We start from the raw sequence: 15,542 nt of genomic DNA, 5'->3' as shown, positions 1-15,542 counted from the left end.
GCGGAAGATTCCCTACTGCTGCCTCCCGTAGGAGTCTGGGCCGTGTCTCAGTCCCAGTGTGGCCGATCACCCTCTCAGGTCGGCTACGCATCGTCGCCTTGGTGGGCCGTTACCTCACCAACTAGCTAATGCGCCGCAGGTCCATCTATAAGTGACAGCCGAAGCCACCTTTCAATTTCGCACCATGCGGTGCAAAATGTTATCCGGTATTAGCCCCGGTTTCCCGGAGTTATCCCAGTCTTATAGGCAGGTTACCTACGTGTTACTCACCCGTCCGCCGCTAACTTCTTAAGAGCAAGCTCTTAATCGGTTCGCTCGACTTGCATGTATTAGGCACGCCGCCAGCGTTCATCCTGAGCCAGGATCAAACTCTCCAATAAAGTGTTTGTCTAGCATCATAAATAAAAATTGACGTTTCACGTTGTTTGTTTCGTTCAGTTTTCAAAGAACTTGTTTGCCGCTCGAAGCGACTTTATCAATATAACATTTCGTTTCTTTTCTGTCAACAACTTTTTTCTTTCGAAGTTGTTTTCCTCGTTGCCGTTCGTGACAACGAATATAAATATATCAGCTCACAAATTAAATTGCAATAGTTTTTTTAATAAAATTTTTCACCTTATAAAATAGTATAAAAATAAAGCGGAATTCCCATCAGCGGGCGGTCTTCCCATTGATGGAAACCCCGTTCAACTAGACACATAGCAGTAATTACCTCACGCCTGCATTCTTTATTTCTCTCTAAACCTTGAGGCGGGGGCTTACTGCCCACAAATAACAAGATAAAAAAGAAAAGCTTTGGAGTTTCTCCAAAGCTTAGTCTTGTTTATGTCTCATCGCAGGGAATAGTAATACATCACGAATAGAAGGTGAATTTGTTAATAACATAACAAGACGATCAATACCAATTCCTAGTCCACCTGTAGGAGGCATACCATACTCAAGCGCTTCAATATAATCATCATCCATCATGTGCGCTTCATCATTACCTTGTTCACGCTCTTTTAACTGCGCTTCGAAACGTTCTTTTTGATCAATCGGATCATTTAATTCTGTAAATGCATTCGCGTGTTCACGAGCCACAATAAATAACTCAAAGCGATCTGTAAAGCGTGGGTCTTCTTCATTCTTTTTCGCAAGAGGAGAAATTTCCACTGGATGACCATAAATAAATGTAGGCTGAATTAAATGTTCTTCTACTTTTTGCTCAAAGAACTCATTAATAATATGTCCAACTTCCATTGTATCCTTAATTTCTACACCATGCTCTTTCGCTAATGCACGAGCTTCTTCTACACTCATTGGACTCCAGAAATCCGCTCCACAATATTGTTTGATTGCATCCACCATGTGCAGTCTTGTCCACTCTGGTTCTAAGTTAATTTCATACTCACCATATTGAACCATCGTTGTACCTAAAACTTCTTTCGCAATATGAGCAACCATATTTTCTGTTAGCTTCATGATATCCTTATAATCTGCATACGCTTCATATAATTCAATCATCGTAAATTCTGGATTATGACGAGTTGATACACCTTCATTACGGAATACGCGCCCAATTTCGTATACTTTCTCTAATCCACCCACAATTAAACGTTTTAAATGCAATTCAATTGCAATACGCATATAAAATTCCATATCTAATGCATTATGGTGTGTAATAAACGGACGTGCAGATGCTCCACCTGCAATAGCATGCAACATCGGTGTTTCTACTTCAAGATAACCATTGTTATCTAAATATCTTCTCATCTCACGAATAATTTTACTACGAGTTACAAACGTTTCACGACTTTCCATGCTCGTAATTAAATCTAAGTAACGTTGACGGTAGCGTTGTTCAACGTCTTTTAATCCATGATATTTATCTGGAAGTGGACGAAGAGATTTCGTTAATAAAGTAAAGCCAGTTGCCTTAACTGAAAGTTCTCCAACTTTTGTCTTAAATACTTTACCTTCAATTCCTACTAAGTCACCTAAATCCGCTGTGTTAAATAGTTCGTACTGCTCATCACCAACCGCATCTTTACGAACGTAAATTTGAACTTGTCCATGTAAATCTTGAATATGCGCAAAACCAGCTTTTCCTTTACCGCGTTTTGTCATAATACGACCAGCTATAGAAACAGGGATTTCTTTCTCTTCTAATTCTTCTTTAGAAATTTCTCCGTACAAGCTTAATAATTCTTTTGTTGAATGTGTACGTTCAAAACGTTTACCAAACGGATCCATTCCTTGTTCTCGTAAGTTATGTAGCTTCTCGCGACGAACGAGCAATTGGTCATTTAATTCTTCGTGGTTCATGTTATCCATGGTATTGATATCACTCCAGCTCTATTAAATTTTATAATATATATAGTATAGCATTTTCTATCCAACTAGAAAAACTGCCAGCAACAAGCTGGCAGTTCTTCTTTCTTAGACGTAATTATAGGTAGTGAGAAAAGGAATGTCAAACACCCTTTTAATCACTCTTATTATCCAACTTGAATGGATTTTTGTTTCACTTCTACCTCTTCTACAAATGCTGTCAGTAAAGAGGCAAGGTCTGCACGAGTATTACAACTATTAATTTCATTACGTACTCTTGCATTACCGCGAACACTCTTTAAATACCACGCAGCATGTTTACGCATTTCTCGAACTGCAATGTCTTCATTCTTTAAATCAATAAGACGATCTAAATGCAGCATACATACATCAATCTTTTCACGCACAGATGGCTCCGGCATTAATTCACCAGTTTCTAAATATTTTACTGTACGGTAAATCATCCATGGATTACCAAGTGCTGCACGACCAATCATTACACCGTCTACACCCACTTCATCTAACATGCGCTTTGCATCTTGCGGCGTTTCTACATCACCATTTCCGATAACAGGAATATTGACAGCTTGTTTTACTTGCTTAATGATATTCCAATCCGCTTTCCCTTCATACATTTGAACACGAGTACGACCGTGAACAGCGACCGCCTGACCACCCGCACGTTCAACCGCCTGCGCATTCTCAATCGCAAAAATGTGGTCTTCATCCCATCCGATACGCATTTTTACTGTAACTGGCTTCTCGACCGCATCTACTACCGCGGCTACCATTTCGTACACTTTGTTTGGATCAAGCAACCACTTTGCACCTGCATCACATTTTGTGATTTTCGGTACTGGACATCCCATATTTATATCAATAATATCTGCTGTTGTATTTTTATCTACATATTTTGCCGCTTCTACAAGCGTTTCTTTTTCTCCGCCAAAAATTTGCAGACTTAATGGCTTTTCTCTCTCATCAATATATAACATGTCCAGCGTTTTTTGATTGTTAAATAAGATCGCCTTATCACTTACCATTTCCGCACACACTAATCCTGCACCAAATTCTTTTACCGTTAAACGGAATGCAGAGTTACATACTCCTGCCATTGGCGCTAGCACAACCGGATTTTTCATTTCAATGTTTGCAATCTTTAACACTTGATCCCCTCCCTTCGTTATTCCTACTTCGGCATTAATTCTTCTATTGAAACTTTCAATGTCTTCGCAACTTCTATAACAAAATCCTGAGACGGAACTCGATTCCCTCTCTCTACTTCACCTAAAACAGATACAGATACCCCTAATTCTTTCGCAAATCCTTCTTGTGTATAGCCTTTTAATTTACGAAAAGCGCGAATGCGTCTTCCCCATTTCTCTGCTTCCATACCGTTACTCCCTCTCGCCTTTTCATTTCTTCTACTTGTGAACGTGAAATGTTTCGGTTCATTTCTTGATTAATTTCCATCAACGGAACGATAACAAAAGCTCTTTCAAACATCCGCGGATGCGGAACAATAAGATTCTCTGCTTCAATATTTTCGTGATTATAGAGCAAAATGTCAAGGTCAATGGTACGGGGCCCCCATTTAATTCCCCTTTTTCTTCCTAGTTCATTCTCCACTTTTTGCGTCACCATCAATAATTCTTGAGGCAATAAATTGGTAGAAATTTTTACAACTAAGTTCAAAAATTGCCCTTGTTCTGTATACCCAACTGGATCCGTTTCATAAACAGATGATACATCCTCAACTTCAACAGCCGGATGCTTACGCAACAACTCTATCGCTTGTGATAAATATGTATAGCGATCATCCATGTTCGAACCCAAAGCAATATAAACTACATTATTCATGAGCGCCCTCTCTCAATCTCAACCGCCACCGCACGATAATGTCCTGGAATTGGCGGATCTGGTTTAATAACTTTTACAATACAATTCATAATGCAATCGTACCGCTCTAATATATCCCCTGCAATATTTTCTGCAATACTTTCCACAAGCTTATATGTTTTCTCTTCTACAACACTTCTACATAACTCGTATAACTCTCCATAATTTACGGAATGCTCTAAGTTATCAGTTGTTCCCGCTCGCTTTAAATCTAACTCCACAGTTAGATCTACCTTAAATCGCTGTCCTAACTTATTTTCTTCCGGAAACACACCATGGTAACCGTAGAACTCCATATCATGCACAAAAATTTTATCCAAATCTTTTACCCCCTTACCATAGCATCCATCATCTTCGCCATGCGGGACATCTCTTTCACATCATGCACGCGTACGATTTCACAACCTTTTTGAATACCAAGACAAACCGTCGCACAAGTCCCTTCTAAACGTTCCTCTACCGGCAAATCTAACGCATGGCCAATAAACGATTTTCGAGAAGTTGCGAGAAGAAGCGGATATCCTAACACTTTCAACTGTTCTAGATTTCGCATTACTTCTAAATTTTGCTCAAATGTTTTCGCAAATCCAATACCCGGATCTAAAATAATATTCTCATCGCGCACCCCTGCATGTTTCGCAATTGTAATACTTTCATACAGATCAGCAATCATATCTGCCATAAGATTTCGATAGTTTGTATTATCACGATTATGCATTAGAATAATTGGCACGTCGTAATGTGCTGCTACTTTTGCAATTTCCGGCTCTGCTTTCGCACCCCAAATATCATTAATAATATGTGCTCCGGCTTCAATAGCTTGTTTTGCAACCTCCGCTTTGTACGTATCAATAGATATAGGTACATCTACCGCTTCCGATACAGCTCGAATCATTGGTAAAACACGTCGCAATTCTTCTTCTGCTGACACTTTAGCAAAACCAGGACGAGTAGACTCTCCGCCAATATCAATAATATGTGCTCCATCGATTACCATCTCTTTTGCATGGCGGACAGCCGCTTCCACTTCATTATAATTACCGCCATCAGAGAAAGAGTCAGGTGTAACATTCAAAATCCCCATAATGAGCGTCTTTTCATTTAAATTCAATGCATATTCACCACATTGCATCTTATAACTCCGTTGCATATCAGCCATCTCCTCTTAACAATTCATTTCGACTCCAAAGTCTTTCACGGCATGTTTCATATACACGTATAAGCTGGTTTGTAACAAATCCCTCTTTACCTGGAAAATGCACTTCTCCGATACAACAAAGCGGCACAATTTCCTGGATAGAATTTGTAACAAACACTTCATCAGCCGAAAGTAACTCTTCTTTTAAGAATAATCCCTCTCTCATCTCAAGCTCTAACATTTCAGCGGCAGCTAATATAAAAGCGCGAGTAATCCCATTTAAAATCCCAGTCTGTAATGATGGTGTATACAATATGTCATTTTTCACAAAAAAGAGGTTCGAAACAATCCCTTCCGCAACATACCCCTCTTTCGTAAGAAAAATCCCTTCTTTCACAGTTGTATTCCCAATCTCACGTTTCCCTAAAATATTATTTAAATAATGATGTGACTTTAAACGAAACTCTCCTTCTGGTGTATTACGAGTTTGCCTTAAAATTACCCCTTCTTTTTCCACTACATCTCCCGGAGCTTGTAAAGGCTTTATAAAAACGACAATAGAAGGTTCTTCGTAAATCTCCGTCTGTAAGCCGATTTCACCCACACCAGCAGACACATTCAAACGAACATATGCATTTTGCAAATGATTCCTTACAATTAACTCTTTTAAGATGCTTTTTACATCGTCTTTTGTCATTTCCCATGCAATATGCAACGACGAAAGAGCGGTCATAAGCCGCTCATAATGATCATCGAATAAGAACGGATGTCCGTTGTAGATACGAAATGTCTCAAATACGCCAAGACCATATAAATATCCATGATCGTACGGAGAAATTTTAGCTTCACTCGCCTCAACAAATGAACCGTTCACATAAATTAGCATGTAGCAGCACTCCGGCTATAATTACGAATAAAGTTTTGCAGCAATTCCTTACCATGGGAAGTCATAATAGATTCCGGATGAAACTGTACCCCTTCAATCGGTAATGTTTTATGACGAAGGGCCATAATTTCTCCTTCTTCTGTCCAAGATGTTACTTCTAGGCACTCTGGTAATGTTTCTTTTTTGACAATTAGAGAATGGTAACGCGTTGCTGTAAACGGATTGGGAATATCGGTAAAGATTGTTTTCTCATCATGATGCATTAAAGATGTTTTCCCATGCATTAAACGATCTGCACGAACAACATCTCCCCCAAACACTTGAGCAATCGATTGATGTCCTAAACAAACACCAAAAATCGGGATTTGTCCTGCGAAATGGCGAATCACATCCATACTTACCCCAGCCTCATTCGGGCTGCACGGTCCTGGAGAAATCATTAAAAAATCCGGATGCATTTGTTCAATATCTTTAATTGTAATTTCGTCGTTACGCTTGACGATAAGTTCTTGTCCTAACTCTCCAAGAAATTGCACTAAATTAAACGTAAAGGAATCATAGTTATCAATCATTAATATCATTTATCTCACCTAACCGTTTCTTCGCTACTTTCTTTTGCTCGCCATAAAGCTATCGCTTTCTTTAATGACTCTTTATACTCGTTTTTCGGATTAGAATCAATAACAATCCCTGCCCCTGCCTGTACATATGCTTGCCCATCTTTCGCAAGCAACGTACGAATGACAATATTTAATTCCATATCCCCTGAATAACCAATCCAACCAATTGAACCTGTATAAATACCACGGCGAACCGGCTCTAACTCTTCAATAATTTCCATCGTGCGAATTTTCGGTGCTCCGGTAATCGTCCCACCCGGAAATACAGCCTTTACACCATCAAAGGCATCTTTTCCTTCCTGCAATTGTCCGCGTACATTTGAAACGATGTGCATAACATGGGAATATTTCTCAATCACCATAAATTCATCTACTTCTACCGTTCCATACTCACAAACACGCCCTAAATCATTTCGCTCTAAATCAACAAGCATAACGTGTTCTGCACGCTCTTTTTCATTTTCAATTAACTCTTTTGCAAGCTCTTGATCTTCTTGCTCATCTTTTCCGCGAGAGCGCGTACCCGCAATTGGACGCGTACTCATTTCATTACCTTGTTTTTTAATCAACAACTCTGGTGAAGCACTTACAATTTGGAAATCTCCAAGTTCTAAATAACCCATGTATGGTGATGGATTAATTTCACGAAGCTTCGTATAAACCTCCAACGGATGCGTTTGCAATGTTTTTTCTTGTCTTGTAGACAAATTTACTTGAAACACATCTCCCGCACCAATATACTCTTGAATTCTTTGAACAGCTTCCATAAACTCTTTTTCTGTAAAGGAAACTGCCTCTTTATTTATTTCAGGACGAATAAACGGCATCGTCACTTCTGGCACTTCTTGTAACCAAAGCCCTTTTAATTCATTCAAATGTTGTTCAGCTTGTTTCTCGTCATTTATATAATGCGTAATAATCCATAACACTTGTTCTTTTTGATCATAAACAAATACATCATCAAACAATAAGAAGAATATATCTGGTACATTTACATCATCTTCTGCAAGAGAAGGAATTTTCTCTATATAGCGGATGCAATCATAACTAAAATAACCAATCGCACCACCTTGAAACGGCGGATATGCGTCATTATGTTCCGTTTTCCATTGTTCCATATATCTTTGCATAAGGTGCAACGGATTCCCCTTTTCTATTGTTCCCTCTCCATTTCCCCATATATGTAAGGTTTCCTCTTTCCCACGAACGATTGCTACTGGATCAAGCCCAGCAATACTATAACGTCCTCCGCGACCACTTTCTAAAATGATATGATGAGGTTTACTTTGCGAAAGAAATTTATACTGTTTAAAAAAGTCTAACTGATACGGAACTGAAATAGCTAAAGATTTTCGTCGCTGCATACAAACACCTCGTTTTATTTTATCCCGCTCTAACGGTCGTTTAAAAACATTGAACCGTCCATATAAGCCCATTTAGTTCAACTAACACTTATTTTACATGAAGTTTTCTAGTCATTCACCCTTTTCCTATTTTCAAACGAAAAAAGAAAAAGCATCCCTTTTTCGAGGGATGCTTTTCATACATTAAGCTTATGATTCAAATTGATAAAGTGGCGTACTTAAGTAACGCTCACCATTACTTGGAATAATAACAAGTACTTTCTTTCCTTGTCCAAGTTTTTTCGCAACTTCTGTCGCTGCATAGATAGCTGCTCCAGAAGAGATACCCACTAAAATACCTTCTTCACGAGCTACTCTTCTTGCATATTCAAATGCTTGTTCTGTTTTTACCTGAATCACTTCATCATACACATCTGTATCTAACGTTCCAGGAACAAATCCAGCACCAATTCCTTGAATTTTATGAGGACCCGGTTTTCCACCTGATAGTACCGGGGAATCAGCAGGTTCTACTGCATAAACTTTGATGTCTTTATACTTCTCTTTTAACACTTCACCAGCACCTGTAATCGTTCCGCCTGTACCAACTCCTGAAATGAATGCATCTAATTGATCACCCATCTGTTCCACAATTTCTGGACCTGTAGTTAAACGATGGATCTCTGGATTTGCATCGTTTTGAAACTGTTGAGGTATAAAGTAGCCATGTTCTTTTGATAACTCTGTTGCCTTACGAATTGCACCGCCCATTCCTTCTGATCCTGGCGTTAACACTAATTCTGCTCCATAAGCACGCAATAAATTACGGCGTTCAACACTCATCGTTTCCGGCATAACCAGAATTGCCTTATATCCTTTGGCCGCCGCTACCATCGCTAAACCAATCCCAGTGTTTCCACTTGTAGGTTCAATAATTGTATCGCCTTCTTTTAATAGTCCTTTTTTCTCAGCATCTTCAATCATCGCTAATGCAATTCGATCTTTTACACTGCTTCCAGGATTCATGAACTCTAGTTTTAAATAAATATCTGCACTGCCTTCTTCTACGATGCGGTTCAATTTAACAATTGGCGTTTTTCCGATTAAATCTGAAACTGATTGTGCCACTCGCATCTCCGTCACTCCCAACACCAAGTATTTTTATTGGATTTATATACATATTGTCAAAGAAAAGGTTATTTGTCAATCTATTTAGATGATTTCAAATAGACAAATAACCTTTTTCTCCCTTACAAACTTTCTATTAATTTTGTTATATCTTCCTTAGAAAAGTTGTATCGTTCGTTACAAAAATGACAATGCACTTCTGTTTTTTCTTCTTCATCACGCACTTGCGTTAATTCTGTTTTCCCTAAACTCATTAATACGCCTTCAATACGTTCACGAGAACATGTACAGTTAAATTGTACATCCATCGTCTCTAAAATCTTCACATTATCTTTGCCTAATAGCTCGTATAGCAACTCTTCTGGAGTTAAACCTTGTTCAACAAGCTTAGAAACAGGTGGAATTTTTTTCAGACGTTCTTCAAGAGCTGAAATTGTCTCTTCTTGTGCATCAGGCATAATTTGTAGAATAAATCCACCCGCAGCTAAAATACTATCATCACCATTAACAAGAACTCCAACACCAACAGAAGACGGCGTTTGTTCAGAAACAGCGAAATAATATGTGAAATCTTCTCCTAATTCACCAGAAACAAGTGGAACTTGACCAATAAATGGTTCACGCATACCAATATCTTTAATAACCGTTAAAAAACCCTCTGTTCCTACAGCTTGGTATACACGTAGTTTCCCTTGCTCTGTCGCTTCAAAATCAACATGCGGATTCGTTACATAACCACGTACATCTCCATTCGCATGTGCGTCTACTAAGATCGGACCAATAGGACCATTACCCTCTACTTTAATTGTAAGTTTCTGATCACCTTTAAGCATTGCACCCATCATTGTACCCGCCGTTAAAGAACGACCAAGTGCCGCAGAAGCAGTTCTCCATGTATCGTGACGTCTTTGCGCTTCACTCACCGTATTTGTTGTGTGCACACTATAAGCACGAACTTCTCCATTAAACGCTAGCGCCTTTACTAAATAATCTTTCATTGGCATTTATTCACCTTTCTCATGTTGTAAATTTGCATTACGCTCATATAACATGTATAGACCTTTAAGTGTTAAGAATGGATCGACAATATCAATAACATTCGATTCCTCTGCAATCAATTTTGCTAATCCACCTGTAGCGATAACAGTCGGTTCTTGTTTAGCTTCCTCTTTCATTCGCTTTACAATACCTTCTACCTGTCCAACATAACCATATAAAATACCAGCTTGCATTGCACTTACTGTATTTTTTCCAATAATACTACTTGGTCTTGTAATTTCAATACGCGGAAGTTTCGCTGCTCTATTATATAAAGCTTCAGCTGAAATCATAATACCTGGTGTAATGACACCACCCATATACTGTTTATGTTCATCAATATAACAATATGTTGTCGCTGTTCCAAAATCGACTATAATAAGCGGGCTATCATACATTTGAATACCCGCTACCGCATTTACAATGCGGTCAGCACCTACTTCGCGCGGATTTTCATACTTAATATTTAAACCTGTTTTAATACCAGGCCCCACTACAAGAGGCTTAATTTTAAAATATTTTTCACACATACGTTCTAAAGCAAACATAATAGGCGGTACAACAGAAGAAATAATAATTCCTTTTATATCATGAAAAGTAATTCCTTCGTGTTCAAGTAATTGCTTCACAAGCATCCCATATTCATCTTCCGTCTTATGACGATCTGTTTCCATACGCCAATGTTGAAGAAGCTTACCATTTTCAAACACACCAAGTACTGCATTTGTATTTCCTACATCCAATACGAAAATCATATTCTCACCACTTATCTTATTTAATGTATATTTGCGCAATATGTACAGAACTTATAACCTCATCATACCATATTTATATACATGTTCAGCTTTCCTATCCTCACCATTTTACAAAAATCCATTTCCCTTTTTCAATTTTTAAGTTCAGTTACATAAGGTAAAAATTCTGCTTTCTTTATCTCCCACCTACCCTCCTTCGTTTTTCTCTCACTCTTGAAGCGGAGGCTTACTGCTCAAAAATAGTGGGATAACAAAGAAAAAAGGAGTGACAATTGTCACTCCTTCGTTTCTTTGTTATCTTCTGACGCTTCATCTTCCTTTTTCATTGAGATGTTCACTTTTACATCACTTTCAGAAGATGTTTTACGCTCTGGTAATGTGCCATGTTCATATAAATGGTTGATTTGCTCTGCATCTAACGTTTCCACTTCAAGTAACGTTTTTGCGATAATATCAAGCTTATCACGGTTTTCAGTAAGAATTTCTTTTGCACGAGCATAACATTCTTTCATAATGCTTTGCATTTCCATGTCGATTTCATGCGCGATTGCATCACTATAGTTTTGCTCAGAATGGAAGTCTCTTCCTAAGAATACTTGACCACCTTGTGAGCTACCAAATTGCATCGGTCCAAGCTTATCACTCATACCAAACTCTGTTACCATACGTCTAGCTATTCCTGTTGCACGTTGGAAGTCATTGTGAGCGCCTGTACTTACTTCTCCAAATACAATTTCCTCAGCCACTCGTCCACCAAGTAGACCAGTAATTTTATCAAGCAATTCTGGTTTTGTCATGAAGTAACGATCTTCTTTCGGAAGCATTACTGCATATCCACCAGCTTGGCCACGTGGCACAATTGTTACTTTATGAACTACATCCGCTTCGTCAAGTACTACACCAATTACAGTATGTCCTGCCTCATGGAATGCAACGATATTTCGTTCTTTCTCAGAGATAACACGACTTTTCTTAGCTGGACCAGCAATAACACGGTCAGTTGCTTCATCAATGTCACTCATATCAATTTTCTTCTTATCTTGTCGCGCTGCTACAAGAGCCGCTTCGTTTAATAAGTTTTCAAGATCGGCACCGGAAAAGCCTGGTGTACGTGTTGCTATAGCACGTAAATCAATATTTTCATCAAGCGGTTTGTTGCGGGCATGTACTTTAAGCACCGCTTCACGACCGTTTACATCTGGACGATCTACTGTAATTTGACGGTCAAAGCGTCCTGGACGTAATAACGCTGGGTCAAGAATATCAGGTCGGTTTGTTGCAGCAATGATAATAATACCTTCATTTGCTCCGAAACCATCCATTTCTACAAGAAGTTGGTTTAATGTTTGCTCACGCTCATCGTGACCACCACCAAGACCAGCTCCACGTTGACGACCTACTGCATCAATTTCATCAATAAAAATGATACAAGGTGCGTTTTTCTTTGCATTTTCAAATAAGTCACGCACACGAGAAGCACCGACACCGACGAACATCTCTACGAAATCAGAACCACTAATAGAGAAGAATGGAACGCCAGCTTCACCTGCAACAGCACGCGCGAGCAATGTTTTACCTGTCCCCGGAGGTCCAACTAATAAAACACCCTTCGGAATACGAGCACCAACCTCAGCAAACTTACGAGGGTCTTTTAAGAACTCTACAACCTCAACAAGTTCTTGCTTCTCTTCATCCGCTCCAGCTACATCTCTAAAACGGACTTTTTTCTTATCATCATTGTATAACTTCGCCTTACTTTTACCGAAGTTCATAACACGGCTACCGCCGCCTTGCGCTTGGTTAAGTAGGAAGAAGAATAGAATGAAGATAATTACAAAAGGAATGATGGAAGTGAAGAATGTTACCCAAGCACTTGTTTCTTCTGCTGGTTGATATTTCACTTCAGTACCTTGTGCTTTGTCATTGATTTTCTTTTGTAATTCTTCAGTATTAGGTGCATAAGTTACAAATTGTTGTCCTTGATTGTCAGTACTGAATTGTCCTTTTACTTCAAATACACCATTTTTTGGTTGAAGTTGCACATTACGAACTTCACCCTTTTCAAGTTTAGCAATGAATTTATCGTAGCTAATTGGTTTTGTTTTTTGCGTTGAACCATTAAAATAGCTCACAATACCAATTACCACTAAAAATATCAGTAAATAAAAGATGGTATTACGGAAGATCCGATTCATCCCTAACCTCCTCTCACAGCATACAAACTATAATAGTAAATAGTACCATAGAAAAACATTCCTATCCAATTGTAAGCTTATATTATTAATTTGAATATACGCTTGGTTTTAATACTCCAACATAAGGAAGGTTGCGATATTGCTCCTTATAGTCTAATCCATATCCCACAACAAATTCATGTGGAACAGTAAATCCAACATAGTCTGCTTGAAGATCAACTTTTCGACCAGACGGCTTATCTAATAATGTTACAATCTTCACAGATTTTGCTTTACGATATTTAAACAAATCCACTAAGTAGCTTAATGTAAGACCGCTGTCGATAATATCTTCTACAATTAAAATGTCGCGTCCTTCTACGGAAGTATCTAGATCTTTTAAAATTTTTACTTCACCAGTTGAAACAGTAGAATGACCGTAGCTAGATACAGCCATAAAATCCATTTCAAGATATGTATCTGTTCGTTTTAATAAATCTGCCATAAATGGCATTGCACCCTTTAATACACCGATTGCAAGAGGTACTGTATTTTTATAATCCTCTGCAAGAATTGCACCTAGTTCTTTTACCTTGTCTTGTATTTGCTCTTCAGAAATTAATACTTTTTCAATATCTTGATTCATCATTTGATTATCCTCCCGGAAGACTCCTTGCTTTTGTAATGAATAATAATATATGTATCCTTATTTACTGTTTCTTGCGAAATAGCAAATGCGGATCGTTTCAACAATGGAACCCAAATAATATTTCCGCTGGCATCACAAACAATTGGCCAGTCTGCCCTTTTTTCCTTCGGTACTTTCGCCTCAATAAAAATGGACTTTATCTTCTTTGTACCATTCATACCTTGAATCGACATTCGATCCCCGTTTTCTCTCGAACGAACAATAAGTGGATATGCTATTTCATTATGTTTTGCAATAAATGTCATATCATTCACCATAGTAGGTACACAATTGCTAATCTCCGCTTCGAGCTCATCACCATTTACTAATGTTACCTTTCCCGGCACTTGTAACACACAAGGAGAGAAAGTAACTTTTTCTTCTCCAAATCGGAAACTACATTCTTCATATGTACGAACAATCTCCAATCCGCCAGGAAAATGAAGCATACCAGAAGGATGGGTTCGTTTGAAAAACTCAATCACCTTGTCAATATGTACAGAAGAAAGAGAAGGTGGAACCTTATATTCATAAAGATAGTTTAATATTAGTTGAATCCCTCTCCTTTGTAAAGGTATAGGCATAGATTCAAATGCAGGAATTGATAAGACTATTCTTTTTGCATCTTTTTTCTTAATTACTTTATTCATTTTTTTAAAAGCTAATTCCTGCAAATATGCTTCATCCTCTTGCATAAACGTACTAAAAGCCTGAAAACGTTCATGAACATTTGGATTCTCCTGCTTTAAATGAGGAAGAACGTGCTTTCGCAATCGATTCCGTGTGTACGTTTCCTTTATATTGCTAGGGTCAATGCGAGGTTCAACATCTTTTCTGTTGCAATAATCAAGAATTTCTTCTTTCGTTACTGCTAGCAAAGGCCGAATCAAAAAACCTTTATTAAAAGCGCGCTTTGCAAGAATTCCAGCATAACCTTGCGGAGTACTTCCACGTACAAGACGCATTAAAATTGTCTCAACCTGATCATCACCATGATGGCCAAGAGCTAAATACTGTGCATTATACTTTCTCATTATTCTTTCCAAAAATGCATATCGACATTCTCTTGCCGCAACTTGTGCACTCATTTGGTTTTGTTTTTGATATCGCGTCACATCAATTTGTATTGTTTCACAGGTAACATGAAATTCATCACACAACCGTTTCACAAACTGTAAATCTTGCTGTGATTCCTCACCGCGGAACATATGATCAACGTGAGCGACCACAATTTGCAACTGCTTCTCTTCACACTTCTCCAACAAATAGAAGAAAAGCGCTAAAGAATCTGGCCCTCCTGATACACCCACAACAACAGTAGAATGTGCCTCTAACAAATTATGCCTTTCTACAAAAGCATCTACCTTTTTAACGAATTCATCTTTCAATGCTGCAATCACCTTTCATTGAGCTAAAACGATAGCATCCCTTAATTATAATGGTACAACTTTTACAAACTTTCTGCAAAACAAAGATGTATAAATTTCACAATTTATCTTACATATAAAGTGAAACTTTAATCAGTGGGGAGGTTCTTCATCCCCCACTGATTATCAGCCCTCA

At 38.3% G+C, this 15,542-nt stretch carries 15 protein-coding genes and 1 rRNA gene; all 16 read right to left on the bottom strand.

All coding sequences use genetic code 11. From position 1 onward, the window contains the following. Positions 1–380 (bottom strand): 16S ribosomal RNA (locus ACFQZ1_RS05500); the annotation flags it as partial. 433 nt (positions 381–813) lie between these two features. Further along, a complete protein-coding gene (gene lysS, locus ACFQZ1_RS05495) occupies positions 814–2,313 on the bottom strand; it encodes a lysine--tRNA ligase (RefSeq protein ID WP_377881104.1) in 1,500 nt (499 codons plus the stop codon). Between the two features lie 164 nt (positions 2,314–2,477). Then, positions 2,478–3,476, bottom strand: coding sequence for a tRNA dihydrouridine synthase DusB (gene dusB / locus ACFQZ1_RS05490; protein ID WP_377881102.1), 999 nt, complete (start codon positions 3,474–3,476; stop codon positions 2,478–2,480). Between the two features lie 23 nt (positions 3,477–3,499). Continuing rightward, entirely contained in the window at positions 3,500–3,703 is a 204-nt protein-coding gene (locus ACFQZ1_RS05485; RefSeq protein ID WP_154713024.1) for a helix-turn-helix domain-containing protein, read from the bottom strand. Beyond that, complete coding sequence (gene folK, locus ACFQZ1_RS05480) at positions 3,655–4,170, bottom strand: 2-amino-4-hydroxy-6-hydroxymethyldihydropteridine diphosphokinase (RefSeq protein WP_377881101.1); 516 nt, start codon at positions 4,168–4,170, stop codon at positions 3,655–3,657. The genes ACFQZ1_RS05485 and folK overlap by 49 nt, the downstream gene beginning before the upstream one ends. Further along, entirely contained in the window at positions 4,167–4,529 is a 363-nt protein-coding gene (gene folB / locus ACFQZ1_RS05475; RefSeq protein ID WP_377881100.1) for a dihydroneopterin aldolase, read from the bottom strand. The genes folK and folB overlap by 4 nt, the downstream gene beginning before the upstream one ends. A 5-nt stretch (positions 4,530–4,534) precedes the next feature. Then, positions 4,535–5,359: a dihydropteroate synthase gene (gene folP / locus ACFQZ1_RS05470; protein WP_377881099.1), complete on the bottom strand. Its 825-nt coding sequence runs from the start codon at positions 5,357–5,359 to the stop codon at positions 4,535–4,537. Between the two features lies 1 nt (position 5,360). Beyond that, a complete protein-coding gene (pabC, locus tag ACFQZ1_RS05465; RefSeq protein WP_377881098.1) occupies positions 5,361–6,233 on the bottom strand; it encodes an aminodeoxychorismate lyase in 873 nt (290 codons plus the stop codon). After that, positions 6,227–6,814 (bottom strand): aminodeoxychorismate/anthranilate synthase component II, encoded by a 588-nt coding sequence (gene pabA, locus ACFQZ1_RS05460; protein WP_377881097.1) that lies wholly within the window; start codon positions 6,812–6,814, stop codon positions 6,227–6,229. The genes pabC and pabA overlap by 7 nt, the downstream gene beginning before the upstream one ends. 5 nt (positions 6,815–6,819) lie before the next feature. Next, positions 6,820–8,217: an anthranilate synthase component I gene (gene trpE, locus ACFQZ1_RS05455; RefSeq protein ID WP_377881095.1), complete on the bottom strand. Its 1,398-nt coding sequence runs from the start codon at positions 8,215–8,217 to the stop codon at positions 6,820–6,822. Between the two features lie 189 nt (positions 8,218–8,406). Continuing rightward, the gene (gene cysK / locus ACFQZ1_RS05450) at positions 8,407–9,330 is read right to left on the bottom strand and encodes a cysteine synthase A (protein ID WP_377881094.1); all 924 of its coding nucleotides are present in this window, start codon (positions 9,328–9,330) and stop codon (positions 8,407–8,409) included. Positions 9,331–9,446: 116 nt separating this feature from the next. Beyond that, on the bottom strand, positions 9,447–10,322 hold the full coding sequence (gene hslO / locus ACFQZ1_RS05445) for an Hsp33 family molecular chaperone HslO (RefSeq protein WP_377881093.1): 876 nt from the start codon (positions 10,320–10,322) through the stop codon (positions 9,447–9,449). Between the two features lie 6 nt (positions 10,323–10,328). Further along, on the bottom strand, positions 10,329–11,117 hold the full coding sequence (locus tag ACFQZ1_RS05440) for a type III pantothenate kinase (protein WP_377881092.1): 789 nt from the start codon (positions 11,115–11,117) through the stop codon (positions 10,329–10,331). A gap of 275 nt (positions 11,118–11,392) precedes the next feature. After that, positions 11,393–13,312: an ATP-dependent zinc metalloprotease FtsH gene (gene ftsH / locus ACFQZ1_RS05435; protein WP_377881091.1), complete on the bottom strand. Its 1,920-nt coding sequence runs from the start codon at positions 13,310–13,312 to the stop codon at positions 11,393–11,395. Positions 13,313–13,397: 85 nt separating this feature from the next. Then, a complete protein-coding gene (gene hpt, locus ACFQZ1_RS05430) occupies positions 13,398–13,940 on the bottom strand; it encodes a hypoxanthine phosphoribosyltransferase (protein WP_377881090.1) in 543 nt (180 codons plus the stop codon). After that, positions 13,937–15,367 (bottom strand): tRNA lysidine(34) synthetase TilS, encoded by a 1,431-nt coding sequence (tilS, locus tag ACFQZ1_RS05425; protein WP_377881089.1) that lies wholly within the window; start codon positions 15,365–15,367, stop codon positions 13,937–13,939. The genes hpt and tilS overlap by 4 nt, the downstream gene beginning before the upstream one ends. Positions 15,368–15,542 lie beyond the last annotated feature (175 nt).

Origin of the sequence: Bacillus sp. CGMCC 1.60114 (assembly GCF_042676365.1) — a bacterium.
Classification (GTDB): domain Bacteria; phylum Bacillota; class Bacilli; order Bacillales; family Bacillaceae_G; genus Bacillus_A; species Bacillus_A rhizoplanae_A.
Note: the sequence above shows the minus strand (reverse complement) of the source record. Positions and strands in the feature narration are given on the sequence as shown.

Excerpts from the sequence above, each read along its gene's own strand:
- lysS (WP_377881104.1), bottom strand. The coding sequence starts at position 2,313 with ATGGATAACATGAACCACGAAGAATTAAATGACCAATTGCTCGTTCGT.
- ACFQZ1_RS05485 (WP_154713024.1), bottom strand. The coding sequence starts at position 3,703 with ATGGAAGCAGAGAAATGGGGAAGACGCATTCGCGCTTTTCGTAAATTA.
- folK (WP_377881101.1), bottom strand. The coding sequence starts at position 4,170 with ATGAATAATGTAGTTTATATTGCTTTGGGTTCGAACATGGATGATCGC.
- folP (WP_377881099.1), bottom strand. The coding sequence starts at position 5,359 with ATGCAACGGAGTTATAAGATGCAATGTGGTGAATATGCATTGAATTTA.
- pabC (WP_377881098.1), bottom strand. The coding sequence starts at position 6,233 with ATGCTAATTTATGTGAACGGTTCATTTGTTGAGGCGAGTGAAGCTAAA.
- pabA (WP_377881097.1), bottom strand. The coding sequence starts at position 6,814 with ATGATATTAATGATTGATAACTATGATTCCTTTACGTTTAATTTAGTG.
- trpE (WP_377881095.1), bottom strand. The coding sequence starts at position 8,217 with ATGCAGCGACGAAAATCTTTAGCTATTTCAGTTCCGTATCAGTTAGAC.
- cysK (WP_377881094.1), bottom strand. The coding sequence starts at position 9,330 with ATGCGAGTGGCACAATCAGTTTCAGATTTAATCGGAAAAACGCCAATT.
- hslO (WP_377881093.1), bottom strand. The coding sequence starts at position 10,322 with ATGAAAGATTATTTAGTAAAGGCGCTAGCGTTTAATGGAGAAGTTCGT.
- ACFQZ1_RS05440 (WP_377881092.1), bottom strand. The coding sequence starts at position 11,117 with ATGATTTTCGTATTGGATGTAGGAAATACAAATGCAGTACTTGGTGTG.
- ftsH (WP_377881091.1), bottom strand. The coding sequence starts at position 13,312 with ATGAATCGGATCTTCCGTAATACCATCTTTTATTTACTGATATTTTTA.
- hpt (WP_377881090.1), bottom strand. The coding sequence starts at position 13,940 with ATGATGAATCAAGATATTGAAAAAGTATTAATTTCTGAAGAGCAAATA.